The organism is Metasolibacillus sp. FSL K6-0083 (assembly GCF_038630865.1).
GTDB lineage: Bacteria > Bacillota > Bacilli > Bacillales_A > Planococcaceae > Metasolibacillus > Metasolibacillus fluoroglycofenilyticus.
In genome coordinates this window covers 291,832-307,553 of sequence record NZ_CP152046.1, presented here as the reverse complement: position 1 = coordinate 307,553, position 15,722 = coordinate 291,832, and the positions used below count along the sequence as shown (strand labels likewise).

Sequence of the window (15,722 nt, the reverse complement as noted above, 5' to 3'; positions counted from 1 at the left end):
AATGTCCAAATTTAATATTTGCTACTCAATTGACTGCTCAAAATTCAATTTTCAAGCAATCATTTTCACCATAATAATGCGTAAAAATATGTAAACGCATCACATTTATATCATTGGAAAGGCTTGTTACTGCTGCGAGTATCTCCCCCCAGTCAGCCGGAACCTCTCCCTCTTTTTGCTCTTGTCCAAAATAATTTTTTAGATACTTTTCATCCATTAGAATTTCAGGTAATCTTTGCATTGTTGGCTCGCTACACGCAGCAACAATTGACAATTGCTTAAAGAAGGCAGATGGCGCCAGTGTCGCAACCTCTTTATTTGTTGATAATGCTGACCAAATGAAAAACTGATTGTCCATTTCAATAATTGCCGCTTTATTCAAAAGGGGATTTGCCGCAATAAACTGCTCCGCGCCTTCCTTGCTTGAAAAAAGGCCATGCTGGCTCGCATAAAAAGAAGCATTTACCTCTTCAACAACTTCCTGCTGCACAGGTAAAACGTCTTCCTTCTCCTCACTTACCTTTTCATTACTCACAAAATTTAATATCATTACAAAAAGAGCAACTCCAATAAGCCCTGAAGCGATACCTAATAACGCAGCTCGAATCCATTCATTTTTTCGCATGCTTTTCACCACCTTATTAGTACCGTAGCAAATTTGCCATGAAAAAAGACGAGACTTTTGTCAGTCTCGCCAAAAAAGTTTTCCCTATTTTTCTACAAATTTCATAATGAGCAAACCTCTCTTAGTTCGCTTAATAAATATAAGGAGCCCGTCACGATTTTTGTCGAATGACCACGCTTTAAATAATGAGCGACTTCCTCCAGTGTCATTATAGTACCACCAACAGTTGATGGTATTTCTAACATATGCTGTGCTTTCATTGCACGTAGGTTCATAAAATCAACAAAAATAAATTTACTTGCAATAGGCTCTAATAGCTGTATTGCCTTAACAACGTCTTTATCTGCTAACATACCAATAATAATTTCCACTTGTTCATTTGGAAACTGCTGCTGAATTGTCTGTACAAGTGCTGCAATGCTTGCGGGGTTATGGGCACCATCAAAATAGACATTTTCTGAAACTTGCTCAAAACGTCCTGCCACTTGCGCATTGTACACTCCCTGTTGGATGGCAGCCGTATCTAACTTTAACGACAGTGCGGAAGCTACTTCTAAAAAGGCCGTAATCGCAACTGCCATATTCTCTCCTTGATGCATGCCAAGCAGCCTTCGCTCTAGATGATTGATTTCGATTTGACGTACTAAATGTCGATAAGTTGTTCCATCTACTTCAAACCCTTCACCAAGAATAGAAAGTGACGAATTTTGCTGCTTTGCCTCGGCTTTTACAACTTCATAAGCCTCCTTTGGCAAACGACCAATTACAGTAGGCTTATTTTGCTTTATAATGCCCGCTTTATGTCCTGCAATTTGCGCAAGAGTCGTTCCTAAAAAATTCGTATGCTCTAGTGCGATGCTCGGAATTACTGAGACGATAGGTATAGCAACATTCGTGCTATCCTCTCTCCCCCCCATGCCAGCTTCAAGTAATACTAAATCTACTTGTTCGTTTTGAAAATGCAGCAAGGCCGCACATGTTAAAAGCTCAAAGTCAGTTAGTAAATGATGTAGCTTCGCCTCAGCCATTTGCTGAAACACCGCATCCATTTGCCTGCGAGAAATTGGCTGCCCATCTATTGAAATTTGATCATGTACATCAACAATGCATGGCGACATAAATTTACCAACTGTCAAACCATAAGCCCGTGCAATGTGCTCAACAAATGTTAATGTTGAGCCTTTGCCATTTGTTCCAGCAAAATGTACCACTTGTAGTGACTGCTCAGGCTGTCCAAGCTGCTGTAATGCTTGCAATATACGCGTAAGCCCTGGCTTAATTACATCATCACTCGGCAATTGCCAGCGTCTTTTATAATCATCGAGTTTTGGAATCATCGCATACCTCGCTCCTTCAGAAAAGTTCGCACCTCACCTATGAAATACAAGGAGCCTGTCACAATTAGTACTTCATCCTGTGCCAACTGCGGTAGCTTTTCAGTTAAAAAATGCGCCCAATCTTCCACAACTTGCTTATTGAAATGCTCACTTTGGGCAGCTAGCACTTGAGCTGAAGCTGCGCGTGGCATCGGAATGGTTGTGAAATAAAGAGCCGTTGCAATTCGTTCCATCATCTGGATACTAACACTGTGGTCTTTATCCTGCAATGCGGCATATAGGAAATGATATTTTTTTGTTGGCTCCACTTGCTGTAATGTTTGAATTAATGCAGCAGTGCCCTCTGAATTATGCGCTCCATCTAAAATTAACTGCTGCCCAAATCGTTCAAAACGCCCTTGCCATTTAGCACGCTGTAATGCTGTGCGCACAGCGTCCTCTTGCAAATGACCTAGTATAAGCTGACTCGCCTTTATGGCAAGTGCTGCATTATTTTGCTGATGTGCCCCCTCCATCGCAGGCTGAATATGTCTGATGATACTATCTTCTTTATAATGGAAGATTCCATTTTGTAAACGCTCAATATGAAAAGCCTCATGCAAAAGATACAGTGGCGCTCCCTGTTGCAATGCTGTTTGTCGAATCACTTTTAGCGCCTCTTGATTTTCTACGCCTACAACAACGGGCTTGCCCTTTTTTATAATACCAGCCTTTTCCGCTGCAATGAGCGCATATGTATCCCCTAACATATCTGTATGTTCCAGTGAGATTGTCGTAATCACACTCACTTCAGGTGTAATCACATTTGTTGCATCCAGTCGCCCACCAATTCCTGTTTCAAGCAGTGCAATATCTATTTTTTCATGTGCAAAATGCTGCAAGGCAATCAATGTCACAATTTCAAAAAAACTCGGGAATTGCCCATTTAGATGGTCTTGGACTGCTTGCACGACTGCATTCGCATAGTGTAAAAACTGCTTATCCGAAATTTCCTGCTGGTTAATTGTAATGCGCTCGTTTGCACGCTCTAAATGTGGCGAAGTAAAAGCGCCTACTTTGAGTCCATGCGCCATTAAAATTTCCCTCGTGGCATTTAATGTAGAGCCTTTGCCATTTGAGCCTGCAAAATGAATAAACTTCGTTTTGCGCTCTGGATGCCCGAGTGCTGACAAAATCTTTTGTGCTGATTCTAGCGGTGCCCCTTTATAGCTGCTTGCCTTTAATTGAAAAATAAAATCCGTACATTGCTGCATCGTTTGAAACATCGCCTACACTCCATCTATCAAATTTATTCCATATTTCTAGAAAAAGGGCGACCAATACTAACTAGTCGCCCATTCATTTTACATATTTTTCAGTTCTGCTAAACGCTTTTCAACTGTTGCATGCTTTTCTTCGTAGTCTGCTAATTTTTCACGCTCCACTTGCACAAGTGCTTCTGGAGCCTTCGATACAAATTTCTCGTTCGATAGCTTACCAGTCACAAGCTTCACTTCTTTCGACCACTTCTCTAGCTCTTTTTCTAAGCGTGCAATTTCTTCTTCTACATTGATTAAACCAGCTAGCGGTAAAAATACTTCTGCCCCTGTCACTACAGCGGACATTGTTTGCGCCGGTATTTCCACATTTTGACCAATAACAAGTGGGTCAGGGTTACAGAATTTTTCAATATATGCTTTATTCGCTTCAAGCACCTCTGCTGTTGCAGTATCTTTCGCTGATACATAAAGTGCTACTTTCTTACTCATTGGTGTATTTACCTCAGCACGGATATTACGTACCGAACGTATAATATCCATGAGCAGCTTCATGCTTTGCTCATCTTGCTCGAAGTTAAATGCTTTGTTAACAGTTGGCCATGCTGCTACTGTAATCGAATCACCTTCATGTGGTAGATGCTGCCAAATCTCTTCAGTAATAAATGGCATGAAAGGATGTAATAGACGCATTGTTTGGTCTAATACATGCGCTAATACGGAGCGAGTTGTCTTTTTCGCTGCCTCATCCTCTCCGTAAAGTGGTAACTTCGCCATTTCAATATACCAAGAACAGAAATCATCCCAAATAAAATTGTACAATTCGCGACCTACTTCACCAAATTCATACTTATTTGATAATGTCGTTACATGTTCAATTGTGTTATTTAAGCGAGATAAAATCCATTTATCCGCCACTGATAAATTGCCAGTTAAGTCAATTTCATCATATGTTAAGCCTTCCATATTCATTAATGCAAAGCGGGAAGCATTCCATATTTTATTAGCAAAATTCCAAGTTGCCTCTACTTTTTCTGTTGAATAACGCAAATCTTGCCCCGGTGATGACCCTGTTGCTAAGAAATAACGCAAGGAATCTGCACCGTACTTGTCAATCACATCCATCGGGTCAACCCCGTTGCCAAGTGATTTTGACATTTTTCGCCCTTCTTCATCACGTACTAGACCATGAATGAGTACATCTTTGAACGGACGCTCACCTGTAAATTCAAGACCTTGGAAAATCATGCGGGAAACCCAGAAGAAAATAATATCATAGCCCGTTACGAGTGTTCCTGTTGGGTAATAACGTTTAAATTCTTCATTAGTCGTATCTGGCCAGCCCATTGTTGAAAATGGCCATAAAGCTGATGAGAACCAAGTATCTAATACATCTTCATCCTGTGTCCAATTTTCACTATCTGCTGGTGCTTCTTTCCCAACATAAATTTCACCTGTTTCGTTATGATACCATGCTGGAATTTGGTGACCCCACCACAATTGGCGAGAAATACACCAGTCACGAATATTTTCCATCCAACGTGAATACGTATTTTCAAAGCGTGCTGGCACAAAATTTACTTTTCCTGCCTCATCTTTTTGTAGCTCTAATGATGCATCAGCAAGCGGCTGCATTTTAACGAACCATTGTGCAGATAAATAAGGCTCTACAACTGCACCTGAACGTTCAGAGTGGCCTACAGAGTGCATATGCTCCTCAATTTTGAAGAGTACGCCAGCATCCTGCAAATCAGCTACAATTTGTTTTCGGCATTCAAAACGGTCCATACCTTGGTATTTCCCAGCTAGCTCATTCATTGTGCCGTCTTCATGCATTACTAAAATACGCTCTAGATTATGGCGATTTCCTACTTCAAAATCATTCGGATCATGCGCAGGTGTCATTTTTACAACGCCTGTTCCAAAATCTTTATCTACGTAATCATCTGCTACGATTGGTATTTCACGTCCTACAATTGGTAAAATAACTGTTTTGCCAATTAAATGCTGGTAGCGCTCATCATCTGGATGCACTGCTACACCTGAGTCACCTAGCATCGTTTCTGGGCGAGTTGTCGCAACTTCTACATGCCCTGAACCGTCCGCTAATGGATATTTCATATGGTAAAATGCGCCTTGCACATCTTTATAGATTACTTCAATATCCGATAACGCTGTTTTTGCCGCTGGGTCCCAGTTAATAATGCGCTCACCACGATAAATTAAGCCTTTGTCATATAATTGAACGAATACTTCCTTTACAGCATCAGACAAACCTTCATCTAATGTGAAGCGCTCACGTGAATAATCTAGTGCTAAGCCTAATTTAGCCCATTGCTCACGAATATGACCTGCATACTCTTCTTTCCATTCCCAAGTTTTTTCTAGGAATTTTTCACGCCCTAAGTCATAGCGTGTCACGCCTTGTTCACGTAATTTTTGCTCTACCTTTGCTTGTGTCGCAATTCCAGCATGGTCCATACCCGGCAACCAAAGCGCATCATAGCCCTGCATGCGCTTCATACGAATAACAATATCTTGTAAAGTCGTATCCCATGCATGCCCTAAATGCAGTTTTCCTGTTACGTTCGGTGGTGGAATAACAATGGAGTAAGGCTCTTTCCCACTCTCTGGCTGGGCCTCGAAAAATTTTCCTTTGAGCCACCATTCATAGCGACCTGCTTCAATCGCATTTGGCTCATACTTTGTTGACATCGTTAACTGTTCAGTCATGCTGCATTCCTCCTAATAATGAAAATCAATGACACTTTGGGATTTTGATTTAGCAAATGTTCGTCCACCTGCATGAGTTTTGCTAAATCAAAATAAAAAACACTCCTTTCGTCTGTAAAAGGACGAAGGAGTGCATGTATTTTGTTCGCGGTACCACCTTTAATTCCAATCAAAAAACGATTGGCTCTCAATTCAGATAACGGTGTTTAACCGGCTTTTGCTAAGGTATTGCCCATGCTCCTAATTTTGAATTAAGAGAAAATACGTTCACAAAAACTGCTCCTAGGCTACATTCAAATGATGGTATTGTAGGAGCTTTTCAGCTACCGCTCCCTCTCTAAACAAACGCTGTCATTTTACTCTTCCTATTCATTGCATCAAATATTTAACTTGAACATATTGTATATAATTTAAAGTGAAATTTCAAGCAACAATTTCTTCAGTACGAAAAGCATGTCGTCAGCAATATAAAGTGAAACTCCAATCAGTGGATGCTTTTCCCCACTGATTGTTAGTTGAACCAATCGGGCTTTTACGGGCAGTTGATTTCCCGCTTATCCTTTAGTCAATTTTCACTCAAGTCTTGAAGTGGGTGTCTTACTGCCCGTTAATGCGGGGTAAAGTGAAACTTCAATCAGTGGATGCTTTTCTCCACTGATTGTTAGTTGAACCAATCGGGCTTTTACGGGCAGTTAATCTCCCGCTTATCCTTTAATCAATTTTCACTCAAGTCTTGAAGTGGGTGTCTTACTGCCCGTTAATGCGGGGTAAAGAACGACAAATATAAAGTGAAAGGGTGATTATATGCGTAGGAAAAACTACAATCCTTATTTATTGCCTCCGTGGCTGCGCAAAACACGTTTTTATTGCAGAACGATTATTTTGCCAATCGTCGTCTTTCAAGGTGTGCGCGTTTTTATTGTTCCGACAACAGGCGATTTAATCTTACTTCTCGTCTTAGGGCTGCTTGCCTACTTATTATTGACTGATATTATTTGAATCTAACGTCCAAAAAGCGTTCATAGCACTGCTTTTTGGACGCTTCGTTTGTGTTTTAATTAAGTGAAACTTCAATCAGTGGGTGCTTTGTTAGTTGAACCAATCGGGCTTTTACGGGCAGTTGACCTCCCGCTTATCCTTAAGCCGATTTCACTTAAGTCTTAAAGTGGGAGGCTTACTGCCTGTTAATGCGAGGTAAAGCATTGACCGGTTTGTAGCGTATTTTAAAATGAATAAGTAAAATACCTTAATCTTTTTGGACAGACAGCACGCTGTAAGTTTCGGTTAGCTCCGCAAAAAAATCATCATGTAATGCTGAATTCTCCGTTTGCTGGGCTACGGGCTGCTGTCCGAGCTCATCATCGTGCGCTATAAATAGATGACTAGTAGAGTCAAGATGCAGCTCTAACTCAGGCTCGGCAGTAGCTTCTAGTTGAGTATCCAACGAATTTTCCGTTTCTTTATAAACGGGTATAGCCGTTTCCTCCACTTGTATCTCATGCGCCGCCACTTCCTCTTGCGCACTAGTTACCGATGCCACTACAGGTTGCGGAGTGTCTTCAATTTGTGGGGCGGCCTCTTGCATCGCTACTTGTACAGTCGTCTCATTTTGCTCCGCAAAATTACATGTAACTTGCCAAACAAGCTGGCAACTTGCTTGATCATGGACGGCTTTCAAATCTTGCACCTTTAGTTCAACAGGTCCCGTTACTTTATCTGCTGGCAAGTCAACTTCGAGCGGCAAGGCATATTCAAAATAACCTGTTGATTGTTCGATATCTATATGTTCGATATATGTTCCATGTACTTGTGAAACAGTTTGTGCAGGATTAAAAGCAACAGAGGCTGTCACATGATAAATACCTGTTAGCCGAATCGATTGTCCATCATCACTTTGCTCCCATTGTGGTGTAACACGCGCTGTCACAACATCTTCAACAGCACCAAGCCCGACTGGAAATGTGAATTGCTCTGCCATATCCCAAGTAATTGTTTTCATCGCTCTCCCTCCTCTATCGTTTACTGTATGTTTTCATGGAAGGAAAAATGAATCATTTATACAAAGTAAAATAGGCTTTTTAGCATTTCGTAAAGCCCTATGATATGCTGTTTTCAAAAAATATAAATAAGTTGACAGTTTATTATGATTGCCGCTGGAAAAACCTTTTAGCGTATATTTATTATTAAAAGCGAAACTGCCCAGAAAATGCGGAATTTTCTGGGCAGTTTTTTATTTGTTGTTCATTTAAGGTGTTGTTAAAAAACTAGCGATTGCTTTGTTCACCGCAGTTGGATTATCCTGATTCGCATTATGTCCAGCCTTTTCAATCATCAGCAATGTACAGTTAGCATCACTATCGGCCCAAGGAGCTACAATTTTACGAATATTACCCGAACGGTCATCTTCTCCACAAAGTAACAATACAGGTTTTGGAAAGCGATATGCTTCATCTTCACGTAAACAAGTCATAAGGGACATCATCACATCAATGAAATCCTTCTTTTTCATTTGCGCAAGGCAATTTCTTACGTATGCTTTGACAGCCTCATCGTTCCCGCAAGCCTCTGCACTTTGTCGGATAAGTGTCTGCCACGGATAACAGTAAAAGATGGGCTTACTTAGTTTTAACATTAACTTTTCCGATAAGGTTAGTTTGCCAGTATTCCGCGTACAGTCAATCAAAATAAGCTTTGATACAAGGTTTGGCTTTCTAAACAAAATCTCCTGGGCTAGATTCCCACCCATCGACTGCCCAATCAATATAGCATTCGCAATTTGATATTTTTCACAAAGCTTTAAGAAATCGTCAATCATATCTTCAAAGCTAAATGTTTGATTGTGCTGTAGCTTCGACAAACCATGGCCGCGTGCATCCCATAGTAGCACATTGTAAGATTCACCGAAAATCGGTAGCTGCGATGCAAACATTCGATGGTCACAGCCTGCACCATGTAAAAAAATAACATAATCCGCTGAACTACTTGACTTGTGCCAATAGTGAATGTCACAGCCCTTATTATGAAAAGTTTGATGTTGTAAATCCATCGTAACATCTCCAGTTATTTTGCTAATTTCTCAAATACTTTATGGAAGGCATCCACGGTTTTCTCAATATGCTCCTCCGTGTGTGCTGTTGAGATAAACATACCTTCAAATTGCGATGGTGGTAGGAAAATGCCTTCCTCCGCCATGAGCTTGAAGTATTCCGCAAATAATTCTAAATCTGAAGTTTTTGCTGTTTCAAAATTGATTACTTCCTCGTTTGTGAAGAAGAAGCCAATCATTGAACCAGCACGATTTACTGTATGCGGAATATTGTATTTTGTAGCAGCAGCGCGGAAACCTTCTTCTAATTGGTCGCCTAGCTTGCGGAAGTATTCGTATGAATCTTTATTTAAACGCACTAATGTTTCATAGCCTGCTGTCATAGCTAGCGGGTTTCCTGATAATGTACCCGCTTGATAAATTGGACCTGCTGGCGCAATTTTCTCCATAATTTCACGCTTCCCACCGAATGCCCCTACAGGCAAGCCGCCACCAATTACTTTACCTAAACAAGTTAAATCGGGCGTGATGCCATAATAGCTTTGTGCACAGCCGTAGTCTACACGGAAGCCCGTCATTACTTCATCAAAAATTAATAATGCCCCATATGCTGTCGTTAGCTCGCGCAAGCCTTCTAAAAAGCCTGGTTGTGGTGGTACAACACCCATATTGCCAGCAACAGGCTCTAAAATAACTGCTGCTAAATCATTGCCGTATTTTTCAAAAACTAATTTTGCTGACTCTAAATCGTTGTATGCTACTGTTAATGTATTTTTAGCAATATCTGCTGGTACACCAGGACTATCAGGTAAGCCTAATGTTGCAACACCAGAGCCTGCCTTAATTAATAAAGAATCACCATGTCCATGGTAAGAGCCTTCAAATTTTAAAATTTTATCGCGCCCTGTATAGCCACGCGCCAAACGTAGCGCTGACATCGTCGCCTCTGTGCCTGATGAAACGAAACGAATCATCTCAATTGCTGGCAAACGCTCCATCACAAGTTCAGCTAATTTATTTTCAGATAATGTTGGTGCACCAAATGAAGCACCTTTTGTAGCCTGCTCGCTAATTGCTACGACAACCTCAGGATGAGTATGACCTAAAATCAATGGTCCCCATGACAAAACATAATCGATATATTCATTGCCATCAATATCACGAATTATCGCACCATGACCTGATTCCATAAAAATCGGGCTCATATTTACTGATTTAAACGCACGAACGGGGCTATTTACACCGCCTGGCATTAAATTAATCGCTTCATTAAATGCTTGCTTTGATTTTTCATATGAACGCATATTACTTCTCCTCCAACCATTGTGCTACGTCTTTCGCATGATACGTAATAATTAAATCCGCTCCCGCTCGCTTCATGCCAAGTAATGTCTCCATTACAACCGCTCGCTCATCAATCCAGCCATTAATTGCTGCCGCCTTCACCATCGCATATTCCCCCGATACGTTATACGCAACCACTGGTAATACGAAGTTATTTTTAACATCTCGAATAATGTCCATATAAGCAAGAGCTGGTTTGACAATTAAGAAGTCTGCGCCCTCCTCCACATCTGAAGATGCCTCGCGTATTGCCTCTAAGCGATTAGACGGGTCCATTTGGTATGTTTTACGGTCACCAAATTTTGGTGCACCGTCAGCCGCCTCACGGAAAGGACCGTAATAACCCGATGCATATTTCACCGCATAAGACATAATTGGAATGTGGGCAAAGCCTGCTTCATCTAAGCCCGCGCGTATTGCTGCGACAAATCCATCCATCATATTCGATGGGGCAATAATGTCCGCACCTGCCTGCGCTTGTGAAATCGCTGTTTGTGCTAATAAATTTAATGAAGGGTCATTTAAAATTTGGTCACCCTCTACAACACCACAATGACCGTGGTCTGTATATTCACATAAACAAGTATCCGCTATAACAATTAGCTCTGGATGGCGCTCCTTCGAAAAGCGAGTCGCCTGTTGAATGATGCCATGATTATGGTATGCACCTGTTCCAACTGCATCTTTTTCGGCAGGTAAACCGAATAAAATAACCGCTGGGATTCCCAGTTTCACTACTTCATCTAACTCTGCTCCTAGATTGTCTAAAGATAATTGGAAAACACCCGGCATTGATGTCACTTCATTTTTAATATTTTGTCCCTCTGCTACGAAGATAGGATAAATTAAATCTTCCTTATGCAAATATGTTTCCTTCACCATTGCACGCATTCCTGCATTTTGGCGTAAACGACGATGTCTTTGGAAATGGTATTGTGTCACTTTTCATATCCTCCTATTAACTGCTCTATTACTGCTTGCATCGTATAGCTTCGGGGCTGTATCGCAACCTGTGCTCCATGCTCTTCTAATGCCGCTGTCGTTACATGACCAATGGAAGCCACTGTAACATGATGCCAATCAACTACGGGTACGACATTCTGCGCATATACTTGCACAGCAGAAGGACTCGCAAAAACAACAATCGGCTCCTCTGCCTGCAACAAGCTTTCTTCAAGCGCTTGAACATATGTAGTGAGCGGAACAGTTTCATAAACCGTCCATTCATCGCATTGCAGCGCATCACGAATCGTATTTTTCGCTAAACTTCCCCTTAAAAAGAGGCAGCGATTATTTTCAGCGATTTGTGGAAATTCTTGTACAAACACATCTGCACTAAATATTGTCGGCACAAAATCGACGGTAAAACCATGTTGCTCAAGCTCCGCCTTTGTTTTTACCCCTACCGCGGCTATACGGCATGAAACGTCTATAGGGTTACGTTCAAGTTTTTGGATAAAGCTAGTCACTGCATTTTGGCTCGTGAAAATTAACCAATCGTATAGCGCTAATTTTTGCAGCCATCCAGCATCCTCAGGTGTTATACACTCCTGTACAGCTAGGAGTGGAAAATACTTAATTTCCCCTCCATGGCGTTCTACAAGCTCCGTAATTGTTTGGACTTTTTGTGTTCCAGTTACATAAATTGTTTTCCCTGCAAGCGGTGCATTACTTTGCATCTTGCTCAGCCTTCACACGTTGGATTAGCTCGAATGCTCCTTGCTTCGTTAATAATGCAGCCACTTCTTTCCCTACTGCCACCGCATCTGTTCCTGTTATTGTTTCCTGATATGTAACAGAAGCATCAGGAGCTGCAACGAAACCAGTCAAAGTGATATTCTCACCTTCAACAGTCGCATAACCAGCGATTGGTACTTGACAGCCACCATCCATTTCAGCAAGGAATGTACGCTCTGCATGAGCAGTGCGCCAAGTTGCTTCGTCTGTCAGCTTTGCCAGTGCCGCAAGTAGCTCCGTATCATCCGCACGACATTCGATGCCAAGCGAGCCTTGTGCAATGGCTGGTAAGCAAATATCTACAGGTAAATACTCTGTTACTACATCATCGCTCCAGCCAAGGCGTTTTAAACCTGCTGCTGCTAAAATAATGGCATCATAATCCTCTGTTTCAAGCTTTGCTAAACGCGTATCGACATTGCCACGAATCCATTTAATTTCAAGGTCTGGTCTTACTTGTAAAAGCTGTGCACTACGGCGTAGCGAGCTCGTTCCAACGATAGCTCCCTGTGGTAAATCAGCAAATTTGACATGCCCTTTCGAGATGAAAGCATCACGTGCGTCTTCGCGCGCAGGAATACAGCCAATGACTAAGCCCTCAGGTAACACTGCTGGCATATCCTTCATCGAATGGACCGCAAAATCGATTTCTTTATCATAAAGCGCTTGTTCAATTTCCTTTACAAACAAGCCCTTTCCTCCAACTTTCGAAAGCTGAACATCTAAAATGCGGTCACCTTTCGTTACGATTTCCTTCACTTCAAACTCAAATGGTGCCCCTGAAGCACGTAATTCGTTAATAAACCAATTTGTTTGCGTTAATGCAAGCTTACTTTTACGTGACCCAACAATAATTTTTCTCACTAAAAATCTACCTCTTTCATTTAATACCATAAATGGAATGTTGATAATTTACTTCCTAAAAAGAAATTAATAACGACAAGCAAAAATATAAAAATTTGTGCCCATGCATACGTCGTACTCATCATTTTCTTACTTCGATGTAACAATAAAATAATAAGATATATAGTAGCAATTAAAAAGGAACCTAAAATTTTCGTGTCAATAAGTGTAAATTCATCAATTGATAAAAATGCCCATTCTAATCCTAACACTAAGCTTACGAATAACAAAGGAATACCTGCGAGCATCGAGTAGCTCATCCAGTTCGTTGTTTGCTTTAGGTTTGGTAGCCTCGACCATAAAGGATTGAACTTTTTTTCCTTTAAAATGCGATAAAGCACTAAATGCAGCACAGAAAAAACAAAGGATAATGAGAATGCCGCATAAGACGCAATGGCAAAGCTAATATGAATAATGAGCACTTCTGAAATGAGTGAATTTCTCACAGGCTCCACTACATCATTTGGTGCTAATAAATGAATTGTGACGAATACAAAGCCTAGCAGATTCATAAAAAAAACTGGCATATCTACCCGCACGATACAATGCAAAATAATGGATAGCGACGTTAGCAACCATGCATAAAAATAAACGCCTTCAAATAAAGACAATACAGGGAAACGTTTCATCTCAAAAATAAACCAAATAAAATATATTGTTTGTAATACCCAAACAATGGATACAAACCAAAATGCTATGCGGCGTGCCTGAACACGTCGGTATAAATAATCAATAAAATAAAAGACGAGACCAATCGCATACAGGATGACAATTGCTTCATATATTCTCGTCATTATCATTTCAGACATGAGTATCCCTTCTTTTATCATCAAAATTCCAATTTTATCAAGCTTCCAATAGCATAATAACACATTTTTAGAGCATAAGAAAAGCTGTCGTGAAAGGCAGGTGCCAACCTGCTTTCTCGACAGCCCCCTATCTATTATTTTACCATACAGATATGAAAACGCTTCTATTTTGTTTTCCCTCATTATCACGATAAATGAGCGATTAGTATTTGTTAAAATAAAACACTGCTCGATTCGTTTTTGCACAGAAAACTTATTTCAATTTTTATCATTTTCATCGCAAAAGTTCTCTTATTTATTGATGACTATGATTCAAATGCTAGCTTTGGTTGGACTTGCACTTTGCTCCCATTCATATGTGTAACAACTTCATTTTGCACATCATCTTCAATACCAAAAATCTCTTGGAATAATTGTAATTGCTCATTAGCTTTTGAAGAATTCGCCATTTCCTTCGCCTGTAAAATCGGCTCCTTCAATAGCTGGTTAATAATTGATTTTGTGTGCTTGCTTAAAATTTTACGCTCACGCTCTGTTAAGTCTGGCATTTTATTTTCAATGCTAAGCATCGTTTCCTCTTGAATGCGACTAGCCTTTTTACGCAATGCAGAGATAACAGGCACTACACCTAATGTTGCTAACCATGTTTTAAATTCGACTATCTCATAATCAATCATTTGTGTAATTTGTTCAGCAGCCTTCTCACGCTCGGCTAAATTAGCTTCCACAATCCCTTGCAAATCATCGATATCATATAAAAAGACATTCGGTAAATCTGCTATGCGTGGATCTAAATCACGCGGAACTGCAATATCAACCATAAATAACGGCTGCCCTTTGCGCATGCGTGCCACATATTGCATTAGCTCATAATCAATGACATAATTTGTCGAACCTGTAGAGCTTATTAAAATATCCGCATCAAGTAGCGTGCATTGCAACTCTTGCATTGATTTTGCTGTCCCATCAAACTTACTAGCTAAATCCTGTGCTTTTTCAAATGTACGGTTCACGACCGTTACTTTACCTACACCATTACCATATAAGTTTTGAATGGCTAGCTCTCCCATTTTTCCAGCACCTAAAATCGCTACATGTGTTTTCTTTAATGAGCCAAAAATTTTCTTTGCTAGCTCCACTGCTGCATACGATACAGATACCGCATTTTCACCAATAGCTGTTTCATTATGCGCACGTTTTGCAAATGTCACTGCCTGCTTAAATAATTGGTTAAATACCGTACCTGTTGCACCAAGGTCCTGCCCTTGTAAAAAGCTATTTCTCACTTGCCCTAAAATTTGCGTTTCACCAAGAATCATCGAATCAATACCAGCGGTTACTTTAAATAAATGCTGGATTGCCTGCTGTTCTTCATGAATGAATAAATGCCCTTCAAACTCTTCAATTGAAATATTGAACCATTCTGCTAAAAAACGTTTAATATAATAACGTCCTGTATGCAATTGATCTACAACCGCATATATTTCTGTACGGTTACATGTCGATACAATTACATTTTCCAAAATGCTCTTTTGCTGTTGTAGCGCCTCCATCGCATTCGGTATTTCGCTTTCAATAAAGGATAGCTTTTCTCGAATTTCTACTGGCGCTGTTTTATAATTCAAGCCTACAATTAAAGTATGCATGAACCCCCACACCTCACACATTCTAATTCATAATTCATAATTCATATTGTAACACAAAAACGCCTATTTTCACGACCTGTTTTGTGAACATGCTATGAACGTAATTACTATTTTAGAATCATTCTAAAATAAGTTTAACAAATTTCATATACATTTTCAATAAGCTTGCTTTAACGTGAGCACTATATTGATTGCAACGTACATATAAAAAGAGGCTGGGACAAAAAGAAAAAATGTTAGACCACAATCTAGTTGGTCTAACATTTTTTCGATTTAAGATGGAATA

General features: G+C 40.4%; 13 protein-coding genes and 1 other annotated feature. Of the genes, 1 reads left to right on the top strand and 12 read right to left on the bottom strand.

Annotated features, from left to right (window positions below):
* Nucleotides 1–37 precede the first annotated feature (37 nt).
* From MHB51_RS01365 to MHB51_RS01350, 4 genes are all read right to left on the bottom strand, one after another.
* Entirely contained in the window at nt 38–625 is a 588-nt protein-coding gene (locus MHB51_RS01365; protein ID WP_342558824.1) for a hypothetical protein, read from the bottom strand.
* Nucleotides 626–726: 101 nt separating this feature from the next.
* Nucleotides 727–1,962 carry a folylpolyglutamate synthase/dihydrofolate synthase family protein gene (locus tag MHB51_RS01360; protein WP_342558823.1) on the bottom strand — a complete coding sequence of 412 codons (1,236 nt, stop codon included), beginning with the start codon at nt 1,960–1,962 and terminating at the stop codon, nt 727–729.
* Nucleotides 1,959–3,227, bottom strand: a complete 1,269-nt coding sequence (locus MHB51_RS01355) for a folylpolyglutamate synthase/dihydrofolate synthase family protein (protein ID WP_066162403.1) — start codon at nt 3,225–3,227, stop codon at nt 1,959–1,961. Before MHB51_RS01355 ends, MHB51_RS01360 begins: the two co-directional genes overlap by 4 nt.
* A 78-nt stretch (nt 3,228–3,305) precedes the next feature.
* A complete protein-coding gene (locus MHB51_RS01350; protein ID WP_342558822.1) occupies nt 3,306–5,951 on the bottom strand; it encodes a valine--tRNA ligase in 2,646 nt (881 codons plus the stop codon).
* A gap of 115 nt (nt 5,952–6,066) precedes the next feature.
* Nucleotides 6,067–6,333 (bottom strand) — a binding site (T-box leader).
* Nucleotides 6,334–6,755: 422 nt separating this feature from the next.
* On the opposite strand from MHB51_RS01350, the gene MHB51_RS01345 reads away from it, so the two are divergent.
* Nucleotides 6,756–6,950 (top strand): hypothetical protein, encoded by a 195-nt coding sequence (locus tag MHB51_RS01345; protein ID WP_066162397.1) that lies wholly within the window; start codon nt 6,756–6,758, stop codon nt 6,948–6,950.
* Between the two features lie 247 nt (nt 6,951–7,197).
* On the opposite strand, the gene MHB51_RS01340 is transcribed toward MHB51_RS01345, so the two are convergent.
* The 8 genes from MHB51_RS01340 to hemA form a co-directional block, all read right to left on the bottom strand.
* A complete protein-coding gene (locus tag MHB51_RS01340) occupies nt 7,198–7,950 on the bottom strand; it encodes a hypothetical protein (RefSeq protein WP_066162394.1) in 753 nt (250 codons plus the stop codon).
* Nucleotides 7,951–8,196: 246 nt separating this feature from the next.
* Nucleotides 8,197–8,997: an alpha/beta hydrolase gene (locus tag MHB51_RS01335; protein WP_066162392.1), complete on the bottom strand. Its 801-nt coding sequence runs from the start codon at nt 8,995–8,997 to the stop codon at nt 8,197–8,199.
* Nucleotides 8,998–9,011: 14 nt separating this feature from the next.
* Nucleotides 9,012–10,301, bottom strand: a complete 1,290-nt coding sequence (gene hemL / locus MHB51_RS01330; protein ID WP_342558821.1) for a glutamate-1-semialdehyde 2,1-aminomutase — start codon at nt 10,299–10,301, stop codon at nt 9,012–9,014.
* A 1-nt stretch (nt 10,302) separates the two neighbouring features.
* A complete protein-coding gene (hemB, locus tag MHB51_RS01325) occupies nt 10,303–11,283 on the bottom strand; it encodes a porphobilinogen synthase (protein ID WP_066162387.1) in 981 nt (326 codons plus the stop codon).
* On the bottom strand, nt 11,280–12,020 hold the full coding sequence (locus MHB51_RS01320; RefSeq protein WP_342558820.1) for a uroporphyrinogen-III synthase: 741 nt from the start codon (nt 12,018–12,020) through the stop codon (nt 11,280–11,282). Before MHB51_RS01320 ends, hemB begins: the two co-directional genes overlap by 4 nt.
* Nucleotides 12,010–12,942 carry a hydroxymethylbilane synthase gene (hemC, locus tag MHB51_RS01315; protein WP_107943102.1) on the bottom strand — a complete coding sequence of 311 codons (933 nt, stop codon included), beginning with the start codon at nt 12,940–12,942 and terminating at the stop codon, nt 12,010–12,012. Before hemC ends, MHB51_RS01320 begins: the two co-directional genes overlap by 11 nt.
* 20 nt (nt 12,943–12,962) lie before the next feature.
* Nucleotides 12,963–13,790 carry a cytochrome c biogenesis protein CcsA gene (gene ccsA, locus MHB51_RS01310; RefSeq protein WP_066162381.1) on the bottom strand — a complete coding sequence of 276 codons (828 nt, stop codon included), beginning with the start codon at nt 13,788–13,790 and terminating at the stop codon, nt 12,963–12,965.
* Between the two features lie 305 nt (nt 13,791–14,095).
* Nucleotides 14,096–15,436 (bottom strand): glutamyl-tRNA reductase, encoded by a 1,341-nt coding sequence (gene hemA / locus MHB51_RS01305; protein ID WP_066162378.1) that lies wholly within the window; start codon nt 15,434–15,436, stop codon nt 14,096–14,098.
* Nucleotides 15,437–15,722 lie beyond the last annotated feature (286 nt).